This window comes from Bacillus salipaludis, from assembly GCF_004358205.1.
In genome coordinates, this window is record NZ_SMYO01000012.1 from 65554 (window position 1) to 91167 (window position 25614).

Consider the following 25614-nt stretch of genomic DNA (forward strand, 5'->3'; position numbering starts at 1 on the left):
GGGAAGAACTATATTATAATTCCTACTTGACCAATAGGAATAATTGTAATAAAATCCCCGTATACATAAAAAAATGGAAAAAGGGGGAATTATTTTGAATACTATTCTAGTAATAGTCAATTTAGTCGTTTTATTATTGCTTATTTCAGGTTTGTTCTTAATGCAAAAAAAGCATGTATCTTTTTCCAAACGTGTTTTCACTGCATTAGGTTTAGGTCTTATATTTGGTTTAGCTATTCATCAAATCTATGGAACAACATCGGATGTTACGATTAACACCATCGATTGGTTTAGTATTGTTGGAAGTGGATATGTAAAACTTTTACAAATGGTGGTCATGCCACTTGTTTTCATTTCCATTGTTGGTGCATTTACGAAACTAAAGATTACGAAAAATATTGGGAAAATCAGTTTCCTGGTTATTGGTTTGCTTCTTGGAACAACTGCTATTGCTGCAGCCATCGGTATTGGATCCGCACTTGGATTTGGGCTTGATGGTATTCATTTGAGCCAAGGTGACGCGGAGGCTGCTCGTAATGCAGAATTAAAGGAAACCGTTGTTACCGTGAAAGATGCGACAATCCCACAACAGATATTGCAGCTATTTCCGAGTAATCCATTTCAAGATTTAACGGGTGCACGTCCTACATCTACAATAGCTGTAGTTATTTTTGCAGCCTTTATCGGGATTGCTTATTTAGGAGTAAGAAAGAAGAATGAAGAGCAAGGGGAATTTTTCGCTAAAATTATAGATACCTTATACGCCATCATCATGCGAGTTGTAACACTTATTCTCAGATTAACGCCTTATGGGATTTTGGCAATTATTACAAAAGTATCTGCAACAAGCGATTACGAAGCCATTGCAAAATTAGGCAAGTTTGTTATTGCTTCTTACGCAGCTCTTATTCTTATGTTCATTGTCCATTTATTATTATTGTCACTTGCTAAACTCAGCCCGGTCCAATATGTTAAAAAAGGCTTACCAACCTTAACGTTTGCCTTTACTTCCCGTACTAGCGCAGGAACATTACCTTTAACAACAAAAACACTTACAAAGGATTTTGGGGTTTCCGAAGGGATTTCGAACTTTGCTGCTTCATTTGGACTTTCTATCGGCCAAAACGGGTGCGCAGGTATTTATCCGGCAATGTTGGCTGTAATGGTGGCTCCATCTGCAGGCATTAATCCTACAAGTCCATCATTTATTCTCACTCTAATCCTGGTTGTCGCCCTAAGTTCATTTGGTGTGGCTGGTGTGGGTGGCGGTGCTACTTTCGCAGCGCTGATTGTATTATCAGTATTAAATCTTCCAATTGCGATCGTTGGACTTTTAATCTCTGTTGAACCATTAATTGACATGGGGCGTACTGCGCTGAATGTCAGTGGTGCGATGACAGCTGGTGTCTTAACAAGTAAGGTCACTGGGGAGTTCGAAAAAGAAGTTTACCAAAATTCAAAAGTAATAGAAGCATAAATGACCATGACAGGCACCATGTGAATTTTTACATGGTGCCTGTCACTGTTCGTGGACAAGTTGAGCTTTTTGTCCTCTCTAGGAGGACAGTTGAAAATTATAGAAATAAATAACTAATTGATCGAATTGAAGGGTGTCTGTTTCATGCTGAGCATGATGACAGACGCTCTTTTTTTATTTGTTGAAGTATTTTCCAAAAATGTATTGTTATTATTTGGGAATTATAATATACTACATTACAACACTAATGTACTGTGTTAGGGGAGGAGGAGAAGGGTGATTCCTCATTTGGATGGATCGAAGCCAATTTATGTTCAGATTTCAGAGTGGCTGGAGACAGAAATATTAAATGGAAATTTTGAAAAGGACCAAAAAATTTACTCCCAGTACCAGCTTGCGGAGATGTTTACTATTAATCCGGCGACAGCAGCAAAGGGTCTCAATATTTTGGCTGATGAAGAAATTCTCTATAAAAAACGTGGTCTGGGGATGTTTGTTGCAGAAGCTGCAAAGGACACAATCCTAAAAAAACGGAAAAACCAAACGCTTAAGCGCCTGGTTTTGGAAATCGTTATGGAAGCCGCAAGACTTAATGTTAGCAAGAATGAATTACTTGAAATGATCAGAAAGGAAGAAATAGGGGAGGAAGAGGAATGAATGTAATTGAATGCGATCGATTGATGAAGGTCTATGGGGAAGAAAATGCGTTAAACGCGATAACGTTTCAAATTGCTGAAAATAAAATTACTGGACTGATTGGCAGAAATGGTGCCGGGAAAACGACCTTGCTAAAAATCATTGCCGGTCATTTAAAAGAGACATCCGGTGAAATAAAGGTTTTTTCTGAAAATCCCTTTAACAATCTTAAGGTTTCGGCAAACCTAATCTTTATCCATGAGCAAATGACTCTTCCTTCAGCATTAGGTTTGATGGAGATTTTAGAAACAGCTGCTGGCTTTTATGAAAACTGGGATGAGGAGCTTGCTCATCGTCTTTTTGACTATTTCTCCTTTCACCCGCTGCAGCAATTTGATGGTCTTTCAAAAGGGATGAAAAGTACGTTTAAGATGATTTTAGGATTGGCGGCAAAATGCCCGATTACCATTTTTGATGAGCCAACATCTGGAATGGATGCAGCTGTCCGTAAAGATTTTTATCGCGCCTTATTAAAGGATTACATTGCCCATCCCCGGACGATTATCATTTCAAGTCATCACTTGAACGAAATAGAGGATTTAATCGAGGATATTCTGCTGATAAAAGACGGAAAAGAACTGCTTCATCTCCCGTCAGCTGATTTGAAGGAATGGGCAGTGGGGCTGCAGGGGAGTGCTGCTATTGTAACGAAATGGGTAGAAGATAGGGGAATCCTTTATTCCCAGGCGATCGGAGGGAATTATTTATATGTTGTGGTGAAAAATAGCTTTTCTCCAGCGGAGTTAAAAGAAGTTCGTGCAGCTGGAATTGAGATTTCGCCAGTGGACTCTAGTGACCTATGTGTCTATTTAACTGGTAAAACGAAAGGTGGAATTGATGGTGTCTTTATCAAATCCTAGTCTGGGTCATGTGGTCAAAAAACAATTTTGTTATAAACTCAAAGCCTATCAACAGGTTTTTACTACACTCGTCATTATTCAGGTGATTGCGATATTCTTTTCCTTTAATGGTGTTGGATCGATGGGTTCGGGTAGTCAAAGCATCAATATTGATATCCGATATTATTCAGCTGACATAGTCGTCGGTTTTACGTTTTTATGGGCGTTTGTTACCGCGATTAACCTAACGACAAAAGCGTATCGTTATGATGATTTCGCATTTATTACAAATAGAGTCAGCAGTAATTTATCGAATATACTGTTTCTGCTGGCGGCAAGTGTCATTGGCGGGGGCACATCAGTGCTTTCCACTTCTTTACTAAAGGTCATTATGGTGTATTTTAGAGGGGAGCAATTGGTGGCTTCTTCGAGCAAAATGTTTGTCCCTTCAGAATTTCTACTTGGTATTATGACCACTAGTTTTTATATTTTTCTATTTTGTGCATTAGGTTATTTTGTCGGGATGCTTGTTCAGATCAATAAAATATTTATCATTGTGCTGCCCGCTATTTTCTTAGGAATTGGGATTGGTAAGGAAAAACTGCTAATCAATCTATTTGCTATTTTCTTTACAGAGTCATCGCTTTTACTATTTATTGTTAAAATTGTCGTCGCTGTTGTATTGCTATTTTACGGGTCAGTGGTTTTATCCAATCGAATGGAGGTCAGGTCATGATGGTTGCAAACCTGATGCCGATTATCATCATTATAATTATCGGAATGATCATTGCCTTCTTTGTAGTAAAAATGATGAATGGAAGCGGTAAGCGAAAAGGCAGATATAATTTTAGAAAAAGAGTTTATTGGATTTTGGGAGGCTATATTACGGTTTTATTGGTCTGTTTTATTATAGATATTGCACATCCAGTTAACGGCATGATGACAGACCGAAAAATAGTTAAAGAAAAAGATCTTGCTCAAGAAAACTCGGAATTATATGTAGCAGCTTTAGAAGGGAAAATTGCTGAAACTGGAAACCCATTTGTCGTAAAAAAATGGGACTTTGATTATCAAGGGAAAAAGCTGAAAATCAGGACTGAAAACGGGGAGTTCTTTAATGCAAGAGTTGTAGTAGAAGGGAAGAAGGAAAATGACGGGAAAATCGATGCCATCTACTATCATACAAGGTCAAGTGTGGATCAGCGGGAAATTACTGAGAAGAAGCGTCCAATTAGAATACAATTATCAAAGGATACACTCATGCTGGGGCAACCAGAAAGAGTCGAATTAAAATTCTCACAGTTTGAAAATGTCTTTACCATTAACCAATTTACCGGTACAGGCTGGTTCCAACATGAATCCAACTTCTACGAAGGCCAAGGCATCCTCTATCTCCAAATTCCAAAAAAACTTGACCTCAACGCACAATCCGAACTAGACCTTCAGTACGTAAACAACTAAAAGCGGTGACAGGCACCGTTCGTGGACATTTCGTGATTTTGTCCTCCTGTGGTGGACACTCGTTGCTGAAGTGGAAAAATTTAATTTTAAAAATTATTCTGAAAAAACATTGACAGGGCTGTCCATAAGTTATATTCTGAAAACATTAAAAATTGCATCAGAGAGATAAAATCAGAAAAGGGAGATTACTAGTATGAAAAAGAAAATGGCAAAACTTTTTATGGCATCGAGCTTAGTGGCTGGAATTCTAGCTGGATGCTCAGGAGCAAATAGCAGTTCAGGTTCAGGCTCCGACAATAGCAAATCTATTAAAGTTGGGGTAAACTTGGAGCTCTCTGGCGGGGTTGCATCTTACGGTGAATCGCTGCTTGACGGGATTAATATTGCAGTCGATGAAATCAATAAAAAAGGTGGAGTTGACGGCAAAAAGATTGAGATGGTAAAAGTCGATAATAAATCAGATGCAGCCGAAGCAACCAACGGTGCGGTTAAGTTATCCAGCCAAGACCATGTAACAGCTATTATTGGAGCAGCAACCAGCGGTGACACCCTTGCACAGGCGCAAATCGCAAATGATACGAAGACGGTTTTATTAACACCATCGGGTACAGCCCCGAACGTAACAGTTGATGACAAAGGAAAGTTAAATGAATTTGTTTTCCGTACATCATTTATCGATCCATTCCAAGGAACAGTTGCAGCAAACTTTGCAGCACAAAAATTAAAGGTTAAAAACGCAGCCATTTTCGCAGACAGCTCTAGTGATTACGCTAAAGGTCTTTCTGCATCCTTCAAAAAGACTTTTGAAGCAGATGGCGGCAAGGTTATAGCAGAAGATGCTTATGTTGCTAAAGATACTGATTTCCGCTCTCAATTAACTCGTATTAAGGCTAAAAAGCCTGAATTCATCTTTATCCCTGGATACTATGAAGAGGTAGGTTTAATCATTAAGCAGGCTCGTGAATTAGGAATCACTGTACCGTTTATGGGTGCTGACGGCTGGGATTCTCCAAAGTTAATTGAAATCGCAGGAAAAGATGCATTGAATAACACTTATATTACAAACCATTATTCATCTGAAGACCCAGATAAAAAGATCCAAGACTTTGTTACACTCTTTAAAGATAAGAACAAGGGCGAATCACCAAATGCCTTCAACGCACTTGGCTATGATACCGTTTATATGTTAGCCGATGCAATCAAGCGTGCCGGCAGCACAGACTCAACCAAAATCAAAGACGAATTGGCAAAAACGAAGGATCTATCACTTGTAACCGGAATTGTATCCATTGATAAAAATCATAACCCAATTAAATCAGCAACAATCCTAGAATATAAAGATGGTAAACAAGTCTTCAATACAAAAATTAATCCTTAATAATGAAGAAAAAAAGTGAGGGGCAGCTGCCTCTCACTTTTTTGTTAAATAGAACTTTACAAACTATAAAACAATTTAAGGGAAAGATTTTATGTTTTGTCTAATGACAACGAGCTGGAATAGTATATAATTTTATATACAAGTCTGAATATTTACATAAATGGATAACTATAACTGTTTGGAACAAGGATTACCGACACTTTTAAAAACTGTATACGCTTACATTGATTTCACGGATGTACCAATTGTTATGAAACTGGTCTGAAAATCTATAAGTAAAAAGGAGTGGTTAATCATGCAACGTCAAAAGTTATTGGTTAATGGAGAAAGACTTCACCAGGAGCTAGAACGGTTCGCGGATTTTGGCCGAACAGAAAGCAATGGGGTCACCCGCCTCGCCCTTTCGGAGCAGGATCGTCTAGTAAGAAACTATTTCAAGTCCACCTGTGAAGAACTCGGCTTAACAGTTAAGATTGATGATATGGGTTGTATGTACGCCACACTTGCAGGAACGGAAGAAAAACCTCCAATTGTCATCGGCTCACATCTGGATACGGTAAAAAAGGGCGGCCGCTTTGACGGAGTACTTGGGGTTGTTGCCGGATTAGAGGTGGTCCGAACCCTCGTGGAAAATGGCGTAAAGCCAAAAATTCCGATTACGATTGTGAACTGGACAAATGAAGAGGGAGCAAGATTTGAACCTTCAATGATGGCTTCCGGTGTCATTGCCGGCAAATTTGACAAGGTCACCATGTTACAAAAGAAAGACGCAGACGGCATTACCTTTGGAGATGCCCTAGAGAAAATCGGGTACGTTGGCGAAGAGGCAAACCGCTTGAAAGAAGCAACTGCTCTTTTAGAATTGCATATCGAGCAAGGACCAATCCTTGAAAAAGAAGCACTCGCCATTGGCGTTGTCGAATGCGTTGTCGGAATGGCCTGCTTCGAAATTGAAGTAACCGGTGAATCCGATCATGCTGGAACCACCCCAATGAATATGAGAAAAGATGCCTTATTTGCGACAAATAATCTAATCAATGAAATCCGCAGCCGCTTAGGCTCACTTGATGAAGACTTAGTATTTACAATCGGGCGGGTAAATGTTTATCCAAGTATCCATACCGTTATTCCAAATAAGGTCGTCTTTTCATTGGAAGCTCGTCACAAGGATACGGAAATTGTCAGTACCTTTAAGGACTTTGTACAAAGCCTGCCACATCTAGGCTTAGACGAAGGCTGCGATGTAAAAGTAACAAAGCTGTGGGAGCGTGACACGGTTTGGTTTAATGAAGAAGTAGTCAATCACTTAGAGCAATCTGCCCAGTCACTGGGCTATTCCAATAAGCGCATGGTCAGCGGTGCTGGACATGATGCTCAATTCATTGCAAGCCTTGTTCCAACAGCCATGCTGTTCGTTCCAAGCAAAAACGGAAAAAGCCATTGCGAGGAAGAACTGACCACATGGGAAGAATGCGAAAAAGGTGTAAACGTCCTACTAGATACGACGCTCGCACTATTATCGAAATAAGAAATAAGGGAAATGCAGGCAAAAATTATGCCTGCATTTTTTTGTGCTAAAATGAGGTAATAGGACTACTCGGGAATTGCAGAATATTTGAAAACTTTTTAAGGAAGGGGGAATTAATATGACAACTCCAGAACTTTGCAGAACACTTATCGTAGATGATGAACTATTGATTAGACAAGGAATTAAACATTATATCGATTGGGAAAAGGAAGGTTTTTTAATTGTTGGGGAAGCCGCCAATGGTCAGGAAGCATTTGAATTAATTGAGACAGCGAATCCGGATATTATCATCACGGATATTGTAATGCCGATTATGGACGGGGAAGAATTAACGAGACTGGTAAAGGATAAATACCCCAATATTGAAATCATTATTCTTAGTAGTTTTGGAGAGTTTGATTACGTAAGGTCAACCTTTCAAAGCGGAGTCGTGGATTATATATTAAAACCGAAACTTGATTCTAACAGCCTGTTAAAGGCATTAAATACGGCCCGGGAAAGAATTCCCTCGCTTCAAGATGTGGGAAATCAGGTAGAAGCCAATCTTTCTATCGGCCAAATCATACAAAAATTGATTTCAGGATACGAGGCCGATTTTGATTCGGTGACCATCTCCAAAGCTTTTCCATATCGTCACTTCTGTTTATTAGGTGTTGACGTGAAGAATCATCCATCAAAAGGAACGGTTGAATTTACGGAAAGAATTAAAGAAAATATCGAAAATGCTCTCAAAACAAACTTAAAAGAGGCAGCATGCCACTTCTTTCCCTTTGACCAGGCAATCCAGGTATTTCTCATTAATTTTAATACTGAAGGAACGGACAAGGTCATAGAACTGGCTAGACAACTGGCAAAGTCCGATTCTAACATTGGTTTCGCCTTAACAGAAGCATTCGACCATTTTTCTCAACTTGGTACACAATGCAAAGAGGGTCTAATAAAGCTATTAAATTATCGATTCTATTTGCCGGATGTTCCACTTTTAATGGAGAAAAGTCTACCGAAACTACCTCCTAAAAGTGACAATTTTAATCTGGATTGGTTTACAAGTGAGTTTAAGCGCAGGCAGTTTGATTCAGCATTAAGTTATTTAGTCGATCATGTTCAATCAGTATCTAGCTGCTATACGATGGATGTCTTTGAATATAAAGCTTTCTTTGGAAACATCATTTTTAACATCACTGTCCTCCTTAACAATATGGAATATGGTGTAAAGGAATTAGAGAACGCAAGATATTCCTACTTTCGGGCGATTGATGAAGCTCAAACGGCAGGTGAAACCGTTCAACTGCTGGATCGTTTTATTGAGGAAGTTAAGAAATGCATCAATTCTGCCCAAAATCAGCCTGAGAATCTCAATATGAAAAAGCTAATGGAATACATGAGGGAGCATTATGCACAACCACTAACCTTAAAGGAAGTAGCAAAGCATTTTCATTTTAATCCTTCTTATCTTTCAAGCTATTTTTCTGCACATAATAATGAAGGATTTATTGAATATTTGAATAGGATTCGGATTGAGGAAGCTGTAAAACTGTTGATAAAGGGTGAAGCAAACATTTCCGAGATTAGTGCGATGGTTGGCTATTCCGATCATAGTTATTTTTGTAAAGTATTTAAAAAAATAAAGGGATTGTCTCCCAGCCAATTTAAGCGAAAACAAAACTTCAGATAAGAGATGGTAGCAATGAGACTCGTTCCTGAACGCCTTAAACATAATGGTTTATTTATTAATATGTTCCTGATCACAATGGTCATTATCATCATTGTTTCCACCACCATTGCGTGGACAACCATTCAAATGGCCGAGCAATTCTTTTTTCAAAGATTTAGTATCATGAATGCTAAAGTAATGAACCAGGTAAAAGATCGTTTTGAAACATTTAATTACTCGATCGTTACATCCGCAAACAATATTCTTGAGAGTGGGACAATCCGCTCCGTACTAACCGAAAAACAAACTACTGTCCAACAAATGACCTCTTTTTATACTGTGGGGCAGCAGTTAAAACACATCCAATCCAATTTGGACCCATATGAAATAGAAATAATCCTTTTAGGTAGGAATGGAGTAAGCTTCCGAACAGATCGGAATGTTTGGACGATTTCGGATCAAGAATTGAAAAACAGTACTCTTGTCAGGAATACTATTGGGCAGCCAAAAAAGTTGATGTACCAATACGATCAGCGGCCCAATACAGCTTCTGAAACAGGGGATCAGCGGTTTATCGTTGCTTCTAAGGCCTTAATGGATCGGATTTCCGGAATCGTCTATGGATCAATGTATTTTGCCATTCGAGAAAATGAATTTCGTCAATTCTATAGCAACTATACAAGCCCAGGTAATCATGTGTTTCTAGTGGACAAGTCAGGCGGTATTGTCTCGAGTGATCGAACGAAGCTTATCGGAGAAAAATCAAAAGAGCTTTTAGGTTATGCGGATAAGTTGAAAAATCAATCACACCAATATATCGTCGGCAAATTTATGGGGAAGGATCAAATCATTTTAATGGACTATCTCCCTCAATTTGATATGTATTTGTTTAATATTATCGACAAGCAAACTGCATTCGGCGATTTAATTGACAAAAAGGCGATTGCACTTGTTGCAATGGCGATAGTCTTGCTGGCGCTCATGATTGTTTTCCTTGCCTCAAGAAGGTTAACGAACTCGTTAACAAGCCTGGTCAAGCAAATTGGAAGTGCCCCAAAACACGATTTCGATAAGTATGTTTCCGTATCAGGTACGTATGAAACAAGGCAAATTGGCATTGCCTTTAATTCTATGCTTGATGAATTGCATGAGTATGTCGAGCAATTGATATTGTCGCAAAAGGAAAAACGAAATGCAGAACTGGCGGCCCTGCAGCAGCAAATAAACCCTCATTTTTTATACAATACACTGACTTCCATTAAATTCATGGTAAATCAGGGTGAGAAGCAAGAGACAGAAGCGACCATTCATGCCTTGATTTCCTTACTGCAAAATACAATCGGTAATGTGAGTGAAACCATCTCGGTTAAGCAGGAAATTGATAATCTGAAAAACTATGTATTAATTAATCAAAAACGCTATGGTGACCGGATCAAGGTCAACTATTTTCTAGCGCCAGATTGTATGGACTTTCAAATTCCGAAACTGATTTTACAGCCGTTTATGGAGAACTCATTTTTCCATGGGTTTAACCGGAAAGCGGAAGGTTACATTAATGTATTGGTATGGAGAGATAGTGAAAACTTGATTTGTGAAGTAGTCGATAATGGGGATGGTATGGAAGTTGGGGTCGATAATTCGATTCCGAAAACAAAGCGCAAACAACAGCTTTTCTCAGGCATTGGTGTACGGAATGTCCATGAGCGGATTCAGCTGATTTATGGGGAGGATTTTGGTGTAACGATTTCTAGTGAGATCGGAAACGGGACAAAGGTTCGAATTCTCTTGCCCATTCATTCAATCTAAAAAAAGTCTTACTATCTAAAAAAAGTACAAATTTAGGGAATGTAACCGTATTCATTTTACAAAAATATTACAAATAAAGAAAAATATCGTCCTAACGTCTACAGTTGGGCAGATGCTAACATTAGGTATGTAAGGAGATAACGCTTACATACCTTTTTAAAATTGGGGGGAAATATCGATGAAGAAAGTACTTGCACTGTTATTAGTAAGCATACTGTTATTGTCTGCCTGCTCTTCTGGAACAAAAGAGAAAACTTCCGGCAGCGCGAAAGACACAAAAGAAATAACCGTATTGGCTTGGGATCCTAATTTTAACATCAAAGCAATGAATCTAGCAAAAGAAGCTTACAAGTCCGTTGATCCAAAGCTCAATATTAAAGTCGTTGAAAACGCTCAAGCGGATATCGTTCAAAAGCTCAACACTTCATTAAGCTCTGGTACAACAAAAGGGCTGCCAAACATTGTATTAATTGAGGATTATCGTGCGCAGAGTTTCCTTAAAGCATATCCAGACGCATTCTATGATTTAAGCAAAACATTTAATGCTGATGATTTTGCTCAATATAAACTAGCTCCAACCAGCTTGGACGGCAAGCACTACGGACTTCCGTTCGACACTGGTGTTACAGGACTATATGTAAGAACAGATTATTTGAAAAAAGCAGGCTACACAATCGATGATTTAAAAGGTATCGATTGGAACAAATATATTGAAATTGGTAAAAAAGTAAAAGCTGCAACTGGTAAAGAAATGTTAACGCAGGATCCAAAAGACCTTGGACTTATCCGTATGATGATCCAATCTGCCGGTTCATGGTATTTAAAGAACGATGGAACAACACCTGACCTAGCGGACAACGCTGCATTGAAAGATGCCTTTAAAACTTATAAATCGATTTTAGATGCTGGTCTTGTTAAACCGGTTTCTGACTGGAGCCAATTTGTTGCCGGCTTTAACAGCGGGGCAGTTGCTACTGTTCCAACTGGTAACTGGATTACCGCATCCATCAAAGCAGAGGCGTCACAATCTGGCAAGTGGGCAGTTGCTCCGCTTCCAAAGCTTCCTGGTGTAGAAACTTCTGTTAATGCCTCTAACCTAGGCGGCAGCTCATGGTACGTTCTAAATGTGCCAGGAAAAGAAAAGGCAGCAGAATTCTTAGCAAAAACCTTTGGTTCTAATGTTGATTTTTATCAAACATTAGTTAAAGAAATTGGGGCAATTGGAACTTACAAGCCGGCTGCTGAGGGTGAGGCTTATAAAGCAAGTGATGAATTCTTCGGAGGTCAAAAAGTCATTACTGATTTTGCAAATTGGACTACTCAAATTCCTCAAGTAAACTACGGCTTACACACTTACGCTATTGAGGACATTCTTGCTGTTGCCATGCAGGATTATTTAAAAGGTAAAGACCTTGATAAAGTGCTCACAGATGCTCAAAAGCAAGCGGAAGAGCAAATTAAATAAATTAATTTAGGCTGTGTTAAAGAACAATGCCGATTTTGGAACAACGTTGATTGGAGCGGAAGGCACGAAGACTCCTGTGGGAGTACGGGGCAGGGGAGACCCCGCAGGAGCGAAGCGACGAGGAGGCTCCCCGGACCGCCCACGAACCGCTTGTGCCTGGAGTGGAAATCAACAACTAACTTTAACAGAGCCATATTTTAAAAAAACAATGAGAACTTTAGCCTCAGGAATTCGCTAGCTTCTCCTACTCGGTTTAATGGAGCAAACTGATGGGCAGGCGGGATTTCCGGGGCTTTTTCTTTAAAGGTAAAGGAGTTGATTGATCGTGATACCCGCAAAAGCCGACAAAAGCCTTCCATTAGTAAAATCCAATCGTAACCTTCGGGTGAAAAATACCTTGATTGGCTGGTCCTTTATTGCTATTGCAACCGTAATGATTGGTTTATTTTATTTCTACCCGATGATTCAATCCCTCATCCTGTCCTTTAAGTCAGGTACTGGAGTCAGTTTGAAATTTGTAGGTTTTGAAAATTACGTTCGTTTATTCAAGGACCCAGTGTTCCTCACCACCGTAAAAAATACCGTGATTTACTTGATCATTCAAGTGCCAATTATGATTATTCTCGCTTTATTTCTATCGGTTTTGCTGAATAATAAAAAACTTAAGCTAAAGGGTTTCTTTCGGACCGCAATCTTTTTACCGTGTGTAACTTCCCTTGTTGCTTATTCCGTTATTTTTAAATATTTATTTGGTCAAGATGGCATCATTAACTTCATGCTCATGAAGATTGCGCTTATTTCAGAACCCATCCAATGGCTGACAGACCCTTTTTGGGCGAAAATTACGATTATCATTGCGATTACTTGGCGCTGGACAGGGTATAACATGATTTTCTTTTTATCCGGTTTGCAGAACATCGATGAATCCATATATGAAGCGGCCAAAATTGATGGGGCCTCGTCCATTCAGCAATTTTTCAAAATAACGATTCCCATGATGAAGCCAATTATCTTATTTACAACAATCACATCAACAATTGGTACACTGCAATTGTTTGACGAAGTTATGAATATTACCAAAGGCGGACCAGGAAATGCGACGATGACCATTTCTGAGTACATCTATAATGTCTCATTCAAATATACACCTGATTTCGGTTATGCAGCGACGGTCTCTTACGCCATTGTGATTTTAATTATCTTTTTCTCTATTATTCAGTTCAAAGTAGCAGGTGATAAAAATGACTAATCTTAAACGTGTATTCAGCTATGCAGTCCTTATCATCGCTTCAATTATTTCGGTTTTTCCATTTTTATGGATGATTGTCAGCTCAACGAATAGGTCCGTTGATGTAACAAAGGGCAGATTGCTGCCTGGCAGTCATTTTATGCAAAATCTTCATAATTTGTTGGATACAGCAGACCTTGGCACAGCGTTAATGAATTCAGCGAAGATTTCCATTACTACGACCGTATTAGCGATGCTCATCGCCTCCTTGGCCGGCTATGGTTTTGAAATTTATAAAAGCAAAGCAAAGGATGTCGTGTTTAATATCTTATTGCTTTCAATGATGATTCCGTTTGCGGCTTTAATGGTACCGTTATTCCGAATGTTCGGAACGATTTCACAAACAGTCCCAGTACTTGGAATCGATACACTTACAGCTGTCGTATTGCCGACTGTCACAACGGCCTTTCTAATTTTCTTTTTTAGACAAAGCACAAAGATGTTTCCAAAAGAAATTTTGGAAGCCGGCCGGATTGATGGTTTAACGGAACTGGGGTTATTCTTTAGAATTTATATTCCAACGATGAAGACCTCTTATTCCGCGGCAGCCATCATTACCTTTATGGCTAGCTGGAATAGTTACTTATGGCCGCTCGTAATTTTACAATCACCTGAAAATCAGACAATTCCATTACTGATCTCCAATCTCGGCTCTAGTTACGCACCCGATTATGGAATTATTATGACAGCGATTGTCATTGCAACCTTGCCGGCGGCGCTTATTTTCTTCCTCATGCAAAAGCATTTTGTTGCAGGGATGATGGGTTCAGTGAAATAAATGATTAGATAGGAAGGAAAATCACAATGACAACAATTCCAACAATTAATTGGCTTACGGACATAAATGTGTTTGCAGTTAATCGTCTTCCTGCACACTCTGACCACAAGTATTATGAGACGCTGGAAGAGGCAAAAAGTACTGTGCCGATGGCGATGAGACATGTTTTGAACGGCGATTGGAAATTTAATTATGCAGTTAATCCAGCGTCGAGACCTGAGCCTTTTTTTAAAAAAGACTTTGATTGTTCAGGCTGGGGGAATATTACGGTCCCAGGACATATCCAGCTTCAGGGCTATGGGAAACCTCAGTATGTTAATACAATGTATCCTTGGGATGGGCATAATGAGATCCGGCCGCCCGAAATACCGATGGACCATAATCCGGTTGGCAGCTATGTGAAGATATTTTATCTGCCGGACAAAATGAAAAATAAACCTGTATTTATTAGCTTCCAGGGAGTGGAATCTGCCTTTTATGTGTGGTTAAACGGTGAGTTTGTCGGTTACAGTGAAGACTCTTTTACTCCAGCGGAATTTGAACTTACTCCTTTTTTAATAGAAGGAGAGAATAAGCTGTCGGTTGAGGTGTATCAGCGCAGTACAGGAAGCTGGCTCGAGGATCAGGATTTCTGGCGGTTTTCGGGAATCTTCAGGGATGTCTATCTTTACACGGTGCCGGAGATTCATGTTCAGGATCTTTTTGTCCGTACAGAGCTGGACAAATCTTTTTTAAAAGGAGAACTTACCGCGGACCTGAAATTTTTATCGGGACCTCCTGCGAAAATTGTAGCTGAGTTGTATGATGCAATGGATAGATTAGTAGTCTCAGTGAATGGTTCTCTTGCGGGAGATAAAGGATCCATTTCGCTTTCTGTCGATGCACCGAAGCTGTGGAGTGCGGAGGATCCTTATTTATACAAACTATATGTTCAAGTTATTAACGAGAAGGACCAATTGGTAGAGGTTATCCCGCAAAAAGTGGGCTTCCGCAGATTTGAGCTCGTGGATAAAATCATGCACCTTAATGGTGAACGCATTGTGTTTAAGGGTGTGAACCGCCATGAATTCAATTGCCGCCGCGGCCGGGCAGTAACAAAAGAAGATATGCTCTGGGATATTAAAACGCTGAAGCAAAACAACATTAATGCGGTACGGACCTCCCATTATCCAAATCAGAGTGATTGGTATGAGCTTTGTGACGAATACGGGATTTATGTGATTGATGAAATGAATTTAGAAACGCATGGGTCGTGGCAAAAGATGGGGGCCGTTGAGCCATCTTGGAATATTCCGGGTAATAGACATGAGTGGCAGGAAATTGTCATGGACCGGGCGATATCGATGGTAGAACGAGATAAAAACCATCCTTCCATTTTGATTTGGTCTTGTGGAAATGAATCATACGCAGGGGAGGTGATTCTCAATGTCTCCCGCTATTTCAAATCTGTTGACCCAAGCCGGTTGGTCCATTATGAGGGAGTATTCCATAATCGCGATTATAATGAGACAAGTGATATGGAAAGCAGGATGTATGCGAAGCCTGCGGATATTGAAAAATATTTATCGGAAAATCCAGAGAAGCCTTACATTAGCTGCGAATATATCCATGCGATGGGAAATTCGCTTGGCGGAATGCATAAATACACGGAGCTGGAACGGAAATACCCGATGTATCAAGGCGGTTTTATCTGGGATTATATTGACCAATCAATTATGAAAAAGGACCGATATGGCAAGGAGTTTTTAGCTTACGGCGGTGATTTTGATGATCGTTCAACAGACTACGGGTTCTGTACGAACGGAATCGTCTATGCAAATCGGGAGCTGTCGCCAAAAATGCAGGAAGTAAAGTTTTTGTATCAAAACGTGAAGCTCACACCTGACAAAAATGGCGTGACGATTACGAATGAAAATCTTTTCATTGATACATCAGATTATGATTTGGAATATGTCCTTCATCTTGAAGGGAAGGAACTCTACCGTAAAAAGCTTGATTTTGTTGTTGCTCCTTTGAGTGATGGACGGGTGGAATTTGACTGGCCTGAAGAATTAGAAAGCTCCCCGGGTGAGTATTGTGTCCATGTCTTCTTCAGGTTGAAGGAAAAACAGCTTTGGGCAGATGCCGGTTATGAGATTGCCTTCGGACAATATGTGTTTAAGGGGGAAAGTTTAATTGAGACTCCTCCACCTGAAGGGGAAATCAGGGTTGTCCATGGCGATGTGAATATTGGTGTGCATGGCAGGGATTTCTCGGCAATCTTCTCGAAACAGGCTGGCAGCCTGATCTCACTTAATTATGCCGAAAAAGAAATGATTGCCTATCCTCCTGCGCCATTATTCTGGAGGGCAACTACGGATAACGATAGAGGTTTTTCACAAGATTACCATTCTGGGGTTTGGTATATGGCAAGCTTGGCCCGAAAATGCGTTGGTTTTGAAGTGGAGGAGATGGAAGGCTTTGTTACGATTTCCTTTACTTATAAATTTTCGATTAGCGATGCGGCAGATGTAAAGGTAGCCTACAGGGTGTATCCAGAAGGCAGCATTCGCGTGAAATCAAGTTATCACGGAGTAGAAAATCTCCCGCAGATGCCGACTTTCGCCCTTGCTTTTAAAGTGCCGGTGGAATATGACCAATTAGAATGGTATGCGATGGGGCCTGAGGAAAATTACGCTGATCGCAATAATGGAGCAAGGCTCGGTCTTTTTAAGAATACGGTTGCCGATAATCTTTCTGGTTATGTAATGCCGCAGGAATCGGGGAATCGGACCGGAGTTCGACGGGTAAATCTTACAAATCAGGACGGACGGGGAATTCGGATCTCCTCTGTCAGCGAACCGCTAGAGTGCAATTTTTCACCCTATACGGCGTTCGAACTCGAAAATGCGAAGCATCATTATGAACTGCCAAATATCTATTATACCGTCGTAACGATTGCAGGTAAGCAGATGGGAGTTGGCGGGGATGACAGCTGGGGGGCGCCGGTGCATGATGAGTACTTAATCCGAGCCGATCAGGATATGGAATTTGAGTTTAGGATTCAGAGAATCTAAATAATAAAATTACTAAGTTTGTATCTTACAAAAGACATAGAAAAAATACAAGAAAGGAATGGTAATTTTATCTCTCTTCATTTTAGGGGGTGATGACACTGATCTAATTTATAAGCAACTGTTCATAAACTTTTGTTTATGGAATGCGGCTAAGGATAATGATCTTTACCATCCTAGTAGAATTTACTTCAATTTCCTTAACTGAAAAAGGTAGAAAAAGAAGTTAAATTAATTGAAAAGGAGAAATTACCATTTATGTTATCAAAGGGGATAGGGAAAAAATTATTTTTTCATTGTTTGATTGTCTTACTGATTTTTAGTGTCATTTCACCAGCGATGCCCAAAACAGCCTCTGCTGAAGGAACAGAGAGTGACACAGTTGATGAAACCATTCAATTGGATCCAAGTTATCAAAATCAACCTTTTCAAGGATGGGGAACCGCTCTTGTCTGGTTTGCCAATATTACAGGCGGATGGCCGGATGAGGTTAAAAATAAGTTGGCTGATGATCTCTTTGGTGAAAAAGGGTTGAATTTTACTATTGCCCGCTACAATATTGGCGGCGGTGATTCACCTGAAACCGTGCCATATATGCGAAAAGGCGGAGCAGTACCTGGGTATTGGAATCGGCCAGCTGAATTCGGACCGCCAGGAGGAAATACAGAAAATTGGACTGAACCGCAAAATTGGTGGAACCCTGGAAACCCAGACCATTGGAATTGGAATGCTGATGCTAATCAGCGCTGGTGGCTGAAGGCAGCGAAAGAACGAGGCGCAGATACATTTGAGGCTTTTTCCAACTCGGCACCTTATTTCATGACTCAAAGCGGTTATGTTTCAGGGAACTGGGATGCAAATAAAGATAATTTAAAACCAGACCAATATGACAACTTCGCCACTTATTTAACCACGGTTGTAGACCATTTACAAAGGGACTTAGGGATTGCGTTTAAAACCCTTTCACCTGTTAATGAACCGAATACAAACTATTGGGGAGCGAAGGGAAGACAGGAAGGTTCCCACTGGTCACCGGCATCCCAAGCAAAGATTATCAATGCTGTAAAAAAACAATTGGATGCGAAAAGCCTTAAAACAGTAGTATCCGCAATGGATGAAACGAACCCGCAAAAGTTCCGGGAGGATTGGGATCAGTATGATGCTGGAACAAGAGCAGATATTGGGCAATTAAATACCCATACCTACTCCCCGACAAACCAAATTGGCGCGAGAGATATTGCAAAAGGTGCCGGGAAAAATCTTTGGATGTCCGAAGTCGACCTCAGTCCTGGCGGAATCGGTCAAGATTTTGAAGATATTCGAACAGGTCTCGGATTATCAGAGAGAGTCACAAACGATATTAAAACATTAGAACCAGGCGCATGGGTGCTCTGGCAGGCAGTTGAAGACGAAGTCAATATGAACCCGCAGCATGAAAATGGAAACTGGGGATTGATCCAGGTTGACTTTGATCCGCAGGATTTTAGCAAGGTAAAGATTTATAAAAATAAGAAATACTACGCAATGGGAAATTACAGTAAATTTATTCGCCCTGGAGATCAAGTGATTAATGCAAATAATAACAATGCACTTGCTGCAATCAATAAAAAAGAAGACTCAGTTGTCATTGTATACACAAATAATTCAACAGAAGAAAAATCACTTAATTTTGATTTATCCGGATTTGGTACGGTAAAAGAGGATGCTGCAGCCATTCCGTACATCACCTCAGCAACTGATAATATTGCTCAAGGAGCAAGTATTAAGATTTCTGATAAAAAACTTGCAGCCACTGTTAAACCGCAATCGATTACGACTTTTGTTGTCTCAGGTGTTTCAGGGGTGAATCCGAATAACAGCTTTTTAAACTCTGATGAAGATTACAACTTGATCAATAAAAACAGTGGTAAAGCGATGGACATCGCCCAAAATCAGCAATCCATTGTACAAAAAACAAAAGTACACGAAAAAGAAAGCCAAAGTTGGAAAATTCAAAAGGTGACAAGAGGATTCAGCTCCAAAGAGGTTTATAAAGTAGTCAACACAGAAACTGGTAAGGTTCTTGGGGTCGAAAATGGCTCAGCAGTTTTGAAAGATTTTAATGAAAATGACTCCAGTCAAAAATGGATGCTTTCAACTTATGGAAACGGCGAATATACTTTGATTAATATTCAGAATGGAAGATTGCTGGAAGTAGGCGGGCAATCGAAAAATGAAGATGCCGCTGTAGATGTTTGGACAGCTAACGCAGGCAGCAATCAGGTTTGGAAGGTTGTAAAAGCCGGTATCACGAAGATTGACCCGGTAGAAGTAACTGTACTTAAGAAAAAAACAGCCCCCGTTTTACCTGAAAAGGTAACAGGAATCTATGAGGATGGGGATCAAGTTTTAAGAAATGTTGTTTGGGATAAAATTGATCCTTCACAATATGATCACGAGAATATCTTTACGGTTCAAGGGACCGTGGAAGGAACAAAATTAAAAGCAACAGCTACGGTAACAGTTTCTAAGATTGATCGTATTGAACCGATTAAAATGAAAACAACACCAGGTCAGGCCCCTGTTCTTCCGAATGAAGTGACAGCGAAGCTGCAAATTGGAACCTATGCAAAGGTGGCAGTAAAGTGGGATGAGATAGACTCCCAGCAATATGCCGAACTTGGAAAATTTACAGTAAGAGGGAAGATTCCGGACAGTCCGGTTAAAGCATTTGCTAATGTGCAAGTGGTGGAACCGGGGGTACAAAATCTATTAAGGCAGGGAACGAACACTCCTCCAAAGTTGAGTGCTTCTTTTACAGGACAATATGACAGTCTGGCAAATATAACAGATGGAGTCATTTCTAGTGCACGTTGGACGAACTGGGATCCGAATACCTGGCGGCCGGAAGATTGGGTTGCGGTTGAATTTGATAAAGAGAGGGCCATTTCACAAGTAGATTTCTATTTTTATGATGATGGCGGCGGTACAAGACCAGCAGAATCTTTGAAGCTGCAATATTGGGATGGAAGTGATTGGAAAGACATTGACGGCACACAAACTGATGTTTCAGCAAAAAGTGTTGTAAATCTTCAGTTTGAACCAATTTCGACTACAAAGATAAGAGCTATGATGAAGGCCATGCCGAACACCTGTATCGCTATTTCTGAATTGATGGTATGGGGAATGGGGGAAAATACAATTCCAAGTATCGGAAAGGATACATCACTGGGAGGTATTCTAATTAATGGCAAGCCTCTTAAGGATTTTCAATCTGATCAAACTGACTATCGTTTTGAACTAAATGGTATGACGAAAAAAGAATTGGAAGTTGAGGCTGTAACCAATGATTTATTTGCAACAGCACAAGTGGAAATGCCGGAATCTCTACCTGGAAAAGCAACCATTATTGTTACATCTGAAGATAAAAAACACACTGAAGAGTACAGCATTGAGTTTGTAAATCAAAAGGGTAAATAATAGATTATTTTTAACTTAGCTTAAGGGGGTTTGATAGAAAACCCCCTTATCTCATACATAAACCAAGCAGGAAAAGGTGAAGGGTATGTTAATCTATGTGAATCAAGAAACCAAACAATTTCATTTAACAAATGGCCAGGTGAGCTATATTTTTCACGTAATGAAAAATGGCCAGCTAGGGCACCTTTATTATGGTAAGGCACTAAGGCATCGATCGGATTTTTCACATTTGCAAACCTATGATGTTCCAACTGCTGCAAGCTGTCATCCCTATGCGGATGACCCTGCCTTTAGCTTGGAAACATTGAGACAGGAGTACCCGGCCTACGGTAATTCCGATTTCCGTGAACCCGCTATTAGTATCAGTAGACACGACGAACATCATATTTCAAACTTTCAATATCAAACTTTTAAAATACTAGACGGAAAGCCAAGGCTTGAGGGGCTGCCGGCAACATATGTTGAAGACGCGCAAGTTGCCAGTACGCTTCAACTCCTCTTAAAGGATGACCACCTTCAAGCGGAGTTGACGTTAAATTATACAATATTCCGCGACCTTCCTGTTATTGCGAGAAGTGCTCAGGTAATGAATGCTGGCTCGCAGAAATTAGTCATTGACCGGGTGATGGGAGCCTCGATTGATCTTCCCGAAAAAGATTTTATGTTTGTCCACTTATCAGGGACTTGGTCGCGGGAACGTCATGTTAAGGAACGAAAGCTTGAAGCGGGAATTCAGTCCATTTCAAGTCTGCGCGGTGCCAGCTCCCATCACCATAATCCATTTTTAGCCTTAAAAAGGCCGCATGCAACAGAGAATTCCGGTGAAGTTTATGGCTTTAATTTTGTCTACAGCAGTAATTTTATCATGCAGGCAGAGGTGGACCATTATGATGTGACGCGGGTGATGGCAGGGATTCATCCATTTGGTTTTAAGTGGGGGCTTATGCCGCAAGATTCTTTCCAAACCCCGGAGGTTGTAATGGTGTATTCTGCCCAAGGTTTAAATGGGATGAGTCAAGCTTTTCATTCGCTTTATCGGGAGCATCTGATTCGTGCCAGGTGGAGGAAGGAAGATCGCCCAATTTTGATAAATAATTGGGAAGCAACCTATTTTGACTTTAATGAGGAAAAGCTCGTAAACATCGCAAAATCAGCGAAAGAATTAGGAATTGAATTGTTTGTCCTTGATGATGGCTGGTTTGGAAAAAGAAATGACGATACAACCTCGCTTGGTGATTGGGATGTGGATCTAAACAAACTTCCGAATGGTCTGGAAAGCTTGGCGGAGAAAATTTCTGGGCTGGGAATGAAATTCGGGCTTTGGTTTGAACCGGAAATGATCAGTCCCGACAGCGATTTATATCGAGAGCACCCTGACTGGGCTGTAGGGATGCCGCATTTACCGCAAACGCTTGGCCGTAACCAGCTTGTACTTGATTTTTCAAGGTCAGAAATTGTTGAATATCTTTATGAAAAAATGTCCAATATCATCAGGGGGACAAACCTTTCTTATATTAAGTGGGATATGAATCGGAATATTACGGAGGCGTTTTCGCAAAGACTTGCTGCAAACCAGCAAGGTGAATTCTTCCATCGTTATATATTAGGTGTTTATCGATTATACGAGCGGTTGACTGCGGAGTTTCCTGAGGTGCTGTTTGAATCCTGTGCTGGAGGCGGAGGGCGATTTGATCCTGGGATGATGTATTATGCGCCGCAAGCTTGGACGAGTGATGATACGGATGCGGTTGAAAGGCTGAAAATCCAATACGGAACATCGTTCGCCTATCCAATTTATAGTATGGGCTCACATGTGTCGGCTGTCCCGAATCACCAAACGTTACGGTTAACCCCTTTATCTACCAGGGCAAACACAGCATACTTTGGAACTTTTGGGTATGAACTAAATCCATTGTTATTAACGGAGGAAGAGCGGGAGGCGATTAAAGAGCAGGTTGCTTTTTATAAACAGCATCGCAGGTTGGTACGCGACGGCCATTTTTATCGTCTGTTATGTCCCTTTGAAGGGAATGAAACGGCTTGGATGATTGTCAGCTCGGACAAATCTGAGGCGTTAGTTGGCTGGTATAAGGTTTTAGCAACACCGACCTCCTTGAAACAGCAAACAGTAAAACTAATGGGGTTAGACCCATCGAAATCCTATAGTGTATTTGGACGTGATCAGATTTTTTATGGAGATGAACTCATGCAGGTGGGACTTCCACTTTCAACGGAATTTAATGGTGTTAATAGGGATTCCGCAGAACGTGGCGGCGACTATCAATCCCAGGTTTTTTATTTAAAGGCTATGCTAAAGGACAATGTTGATTTTGAAAAACGTTGATTGGAGCGGAAATCAACAACCAAGTTTAACAGAGCTAATTTAAAAAGTAAGTGATTGGCGACAATTTTAATGTAGTAATGAGGCAAAATGAGAACGGATTAACCCCCGTTCTTTTTTAATAAATTTTAGTAAAAATTTTAGTAAAATTATTGCACGACTTTTACTAAAAGCAGTAAAATAAAATTAATGAAAGATTCCTAGATAACGGAGGACACTGAAATGAACGTCACTACCTTAAAAACAACCTTCCAAGATTTGTTTCAAAGCGAGCCTGAAAAAGCATTCTTCGCACCAGGCAGAATCAATTTAATCGGCGAGCACACCGATTATAACGGCGGCCATGTGTTTCCCTGTGCCATTACCTATGGAACCTATGCGGTTGCCAAAAAGCGGGACGATCAGCTAGTCCGCTTGTACTCAGCAAACTTTCTTGAAAAAGGTATTATTGAATTTGACTTAAACCATCTAGAGTATGCAAAAGAAGATAACTGGGCCAATTACCCAAAAGGGATGATTCACTATATCATCCAAGCGGGGTACCCAATTTCAACTGGCCTCGATTGCGTCATCCAAGGAAATATCCCAAATGGCGCCGGACTTTCCTCCTCTGCTTCCATTGAATTGTTAACAGGCGTCCTTTTGAATGGACTATATGATTTAGAGATTCCACGCCTTGAGTTAATCAAATTAGGAAAACAGGTTGAAAATCAATTCATCGGTGTTAACAGCGGAATCATGGACCAATTTGCAATCGGAATGGGCCAAAAAGATGCAGGGATTTTACTAGATTGCCAGACATTAAGCTATGAATATGCCCCAATCAAACTTGAAAACCACAAAATCTTAATCATGAACACGAACAAACGCCGTGAATTAGCGGATTCGAAATACAATGAGCGCAGAGGTGAATGTGAAGAGGCTCTCTCGCAGCTGCAGCAAAAACTGCCAATCGAAGCGCTTGGACAGCTTTCAGAAGAAGAGTTTGATGCCAATCAATCCCTCATCACAAACGAAACCGTTCGCAAACGGGCGAAACATGCTGTCTATGAAAATATGAGAACCTTGAAGGCGCTGCAAGAATTAAAGGCTGGAAACCTGGAGGCCTTCGGGAAATTAATGAACCAATCCCATCTATCCTTACGGGACGACTACGAGGTTACCGGAATCGAGCTTGATCGCTTAGTAGAAGCAGCTTGGAAACAGCCTGGAGTCCTTGGGGCCCGGATGACGGGAGCCGGCTTTGGCGGCTGTGCGATTGCAATTGTCGAAAACGAAAAAGTCGACAACTTTGTTGCCAATGTCGGTGCAGCCTATCGCGAAAAAATTGGCTATGATGCCGATTTCTATGTAGCAAGTATTGGTGATGGAGCGAAAGAAGTAGAAATGGAGGCGGTAAGATGAGTATTCTCGTTTTAGGCGGAGCTGGCTATATTGGTTCACACGCTGTATATCAATTAGTCGATCAAAATTTCCGTGTGGTTGTTATCGATAATTTGCAAACAGGGCACCGGGAGGCAGTCCATCCAAAAGCAAACTTTTACGAAGGAGATATACGTGACCGCGTGTTTATGCGATCAGTTTTTGAAAGAGAAACCATTGATGGAATCCTCCATTTTGCGGCAAACTCCCTTGTAGGCGAGTCGATGACAGAGCCATTAAAATACTTTGATAACAATGTGTACGGGACCCAAATCGTGCTGGAGATGATGAAGGAATTCGGAGTAAAACACATCGTCTTTTCTTCAACAGCAGCGGTATATGGTGAACAAATGGTCATGCCGATTACAGAAGCCGCGGATAAGAATCCAACCAATACCTACGGTGAAACTAAATTGACCATGGAAAAAATGATGTCCTGGTGTGAAAAAGCCTTTGACCTCAAGTATGTATCACTGCGCTATTTTAATGTAGCCGGAGCCAGAGGAGACGGACAAATTGGTGAGGACCATAATCCGGAAACACATCTAATCCCTGTTGTTTTGGAAGCGGCACTCGGAAAAAGACCTGCCGTTACCGTATTTGGTGAGGATTATGACACAGAAGATGGAACCTGTGTCCGCGATTATATTCATGTCGAGGACTTAATTGCAGCCCACTTGTTGGCCCTAAAGTATTTGCAAAATGGCGGCGGGAGCAATGTGTTCAATCTTGGCAGCAACCAAGGATTTTCAGTAAAAGAAATTATTGAGACTGCAAAGCAGGTTACTGGCATCGAATTTTCTGTTGTCATGGGCGAACGACGTTCCGGGGATCCGAGCACGCTTATCGCTTCCTCAGAAAAAGCAAAGCATGTGCTGGGTTGGAACCCATCTAGAACATCCATCCGTGAAATTATCCGTGATGCGTGGAACTGGCATCAGCATCACCCGAACGGCTACCAAAAATAGA

17 protein-coding genes are annotated in these 25614 nt (G+C 40.6%); all 17 read left to right on the forward strand.

Annotated elements, in window-relative coordinates:
* Positions 1-73 precede the first annotated feature (73 nt).
* The 17 genes from E2K98_RS22480 to galE all read left to right on the forward strand — a co-directional run bounded on the left by E2K98_RS22480 (position 74) and on the right by galE (position 25613).
* A complete protein-coding gene (locus E2K98_RS22480; protein ID WP_308912903.1) occupies positions 74-1477 on the forward strand; it encodes an L-cystine transporter in 1404 nt (467 codons plus the stop codon).
* 276 nt (positions 1478-1753) lie between these two features.
* Positions 1754-2134, forward strand: a complete 381-nt coding sequence (locus E2K98_RS22485) for a GntR family transcriptional regulator (protein ID WP_133338158.1) — start codon at positions 1754-1756, stop codon at positions 2132-2134.
* Positions 2131-3033 (forward strand): ATP-binding cassette domain-containing protein, encoded by a 903-nt coding sequence (locus E2K98_RS22490; protein ID WP_133338160.1) that lies wholly within the window; start codon positions 2131-2133, stop codon positions 3031-3033. The genes E2K98_RS22485 and E2K98_RS22490 overlap by 4 nt, the downstream gene beginning before the upstream one ends.
* A complete protein-coding gene (locus E2K98_RS22495) occupies positions 3011-3748 on the forward strand; it encodes a hypothetical protein (protein ID WP_165976349.1) in 738 nt (245 codons plus the stop codon). Before E2K98_RS22490 ends, E2K98_RS22495 begins: the two co-directional genes overlap by 23 nt.
* Complete coding sequence (locus E2K98_RS22500; protein WP_133338164.1) at positions 3745-4473, forward strand: hypothetical protein; 729 nt, start codon at positions 3745-3747, stop codon at positions 4471-4473. The genes E2K98_RS22495 and E2K98_RS22500 overlap by 4 nt, the downstream gene beginning before the upstream one ends.
* Before the next feature lie 193 nt (positions 4474-4666).
* On the forward strand, positions 4667-5851 hold the full coding sequence (locus tag E2K98_RS22505) for an ABC transporter substrate-binding protein (protein ID WP_026573618.1): 1185 nt from the start codon (positions 4667-4669) through the stop codon (positions 5849-5851).
* A 295-nt stretch (positions 5852-6146) separates the two neighbouring features.
* Positions 6147-7379: a Zn-dependent hydrolase gene (locus E2K98_RS22510; protein WP_133338166.1), complete on the forward strand. Its 1233-nt coding sequence runs from the start codon at positions 6147-6149 to the stop codon at positions 7377-7379.
* Positions 7380-7497: 118 nt separating this feature from the next.
* Entirely contained in the window at positions 7498-9054 is a 1557-nt protein-coding gene (locus E2K98_RS22515; protein WP_133338168.1) for a response regulator transcription factor, read from the forward strand.
* 12 nt (positions 9055-9066) lie between these two features.
* Positions 9067-10839, forward strand: coding sequence for a sensor histidine kinase (locus tag E2K98_RS22520; RefSeq protein ID WP_133338170.1), 1773 nt, complete (start codon positions 9067-9069; stop codon positions 10837-10839).
* 178 nt (positions 10840-11017) lie between these two features.
* Positions 11018-12304, forward strand: a complete 1287-nt coding sequence (locus E2K98_RS22525; protein ID WP_133338171.1) for an ABC transporter substrate-binding protein — start codon at positions 11018-11020, stop codon at positions 12302-12304.
* Between the two features lie 322 nt (positions 12305-12626).
* The gene (locus tag E2K98_RS22530) at positions 12627-13553 is read left to right on the forward strand and encodes a carbohydrate ABC transporter permease (RefSeq protein ID WP_133338242.1); all 927 of its coding nucleotides are present in this window, start codon (positions 12627-12629) and stop codon (positions 13551-13553) included.
* Positions 13546-14370, forward strand: coding sequence for a carbohydrate ABC transporter permease (locus tag E2K98_RS22535; RefSeq protein ID WP_133338172.1), 825 nt, complete (start codon positions 13546-13548; stop codon positions 14368-14370). The genes E2K98_RS22530 and E2K98_RS22535 overlap by 8 nt, the downstream gene beginning before the upstream one ends.
* Positions 14371-14396: 26 nt before the next feature.
* Positions 14397-17426, forward strand: coding sequence for a glycoside hydrolase family 2 TIM barrel-domain containing protein (locus E2K98_RS22540; protein ID WP_133338173.1), 3030 nt, complete (start codon positions 14397-14399; stop codon positions 17424-17426).
* Between the two features lie 255 nt (positions 17427-17681).
* Positions 17682-20882 (forward strand): glycoside hydrolase, encoded by a 3201-nt coding sequence (locus E2K98_RS22545; RefSeq protein WP_133338174.1) that lies wholly within the window; start codon positions 17682-17684, stop codon positions 20880-20882.
* An 85-nt stretch (positions 20883-20967) separates the two neighbouring features.
* Complete coding sequence (locus tag E2K98_RS22550; RefSeq protein ID WP_133338244.1) at positions 20968-23226, forward strand: alpha-galactosidase; 2259 nt, start codon at positions 20968-20970, stop codon at positions 23224-23226.
* Between the two features lie 219 nt (positions 23227-23445).
* A complete protein-coding gene (locus E2K98_RS22555) occupies positions 23446-24627 on the forward strand; it encodes a galactokinase (protein WP_133338176.1) in 1182 nt (393 codons plus the stop codon).
* On the forward strand, positions 24624-25613 hold the full coding sequence (galE, locus tag E2K98_RS22560; RefSeq protein WP_133338178.1) for a UDP-glucose 4-epimerase GalE: 990 nt from the start codon (positions 24624-24626) through the stop codon (positions 25611-25613). The genes E2K98_RS22555 and galE overlap by 4 nt, the downstream gene beginning before the upstream one ends.
* Position 25614: the final 1 nt, after the last annotated feature.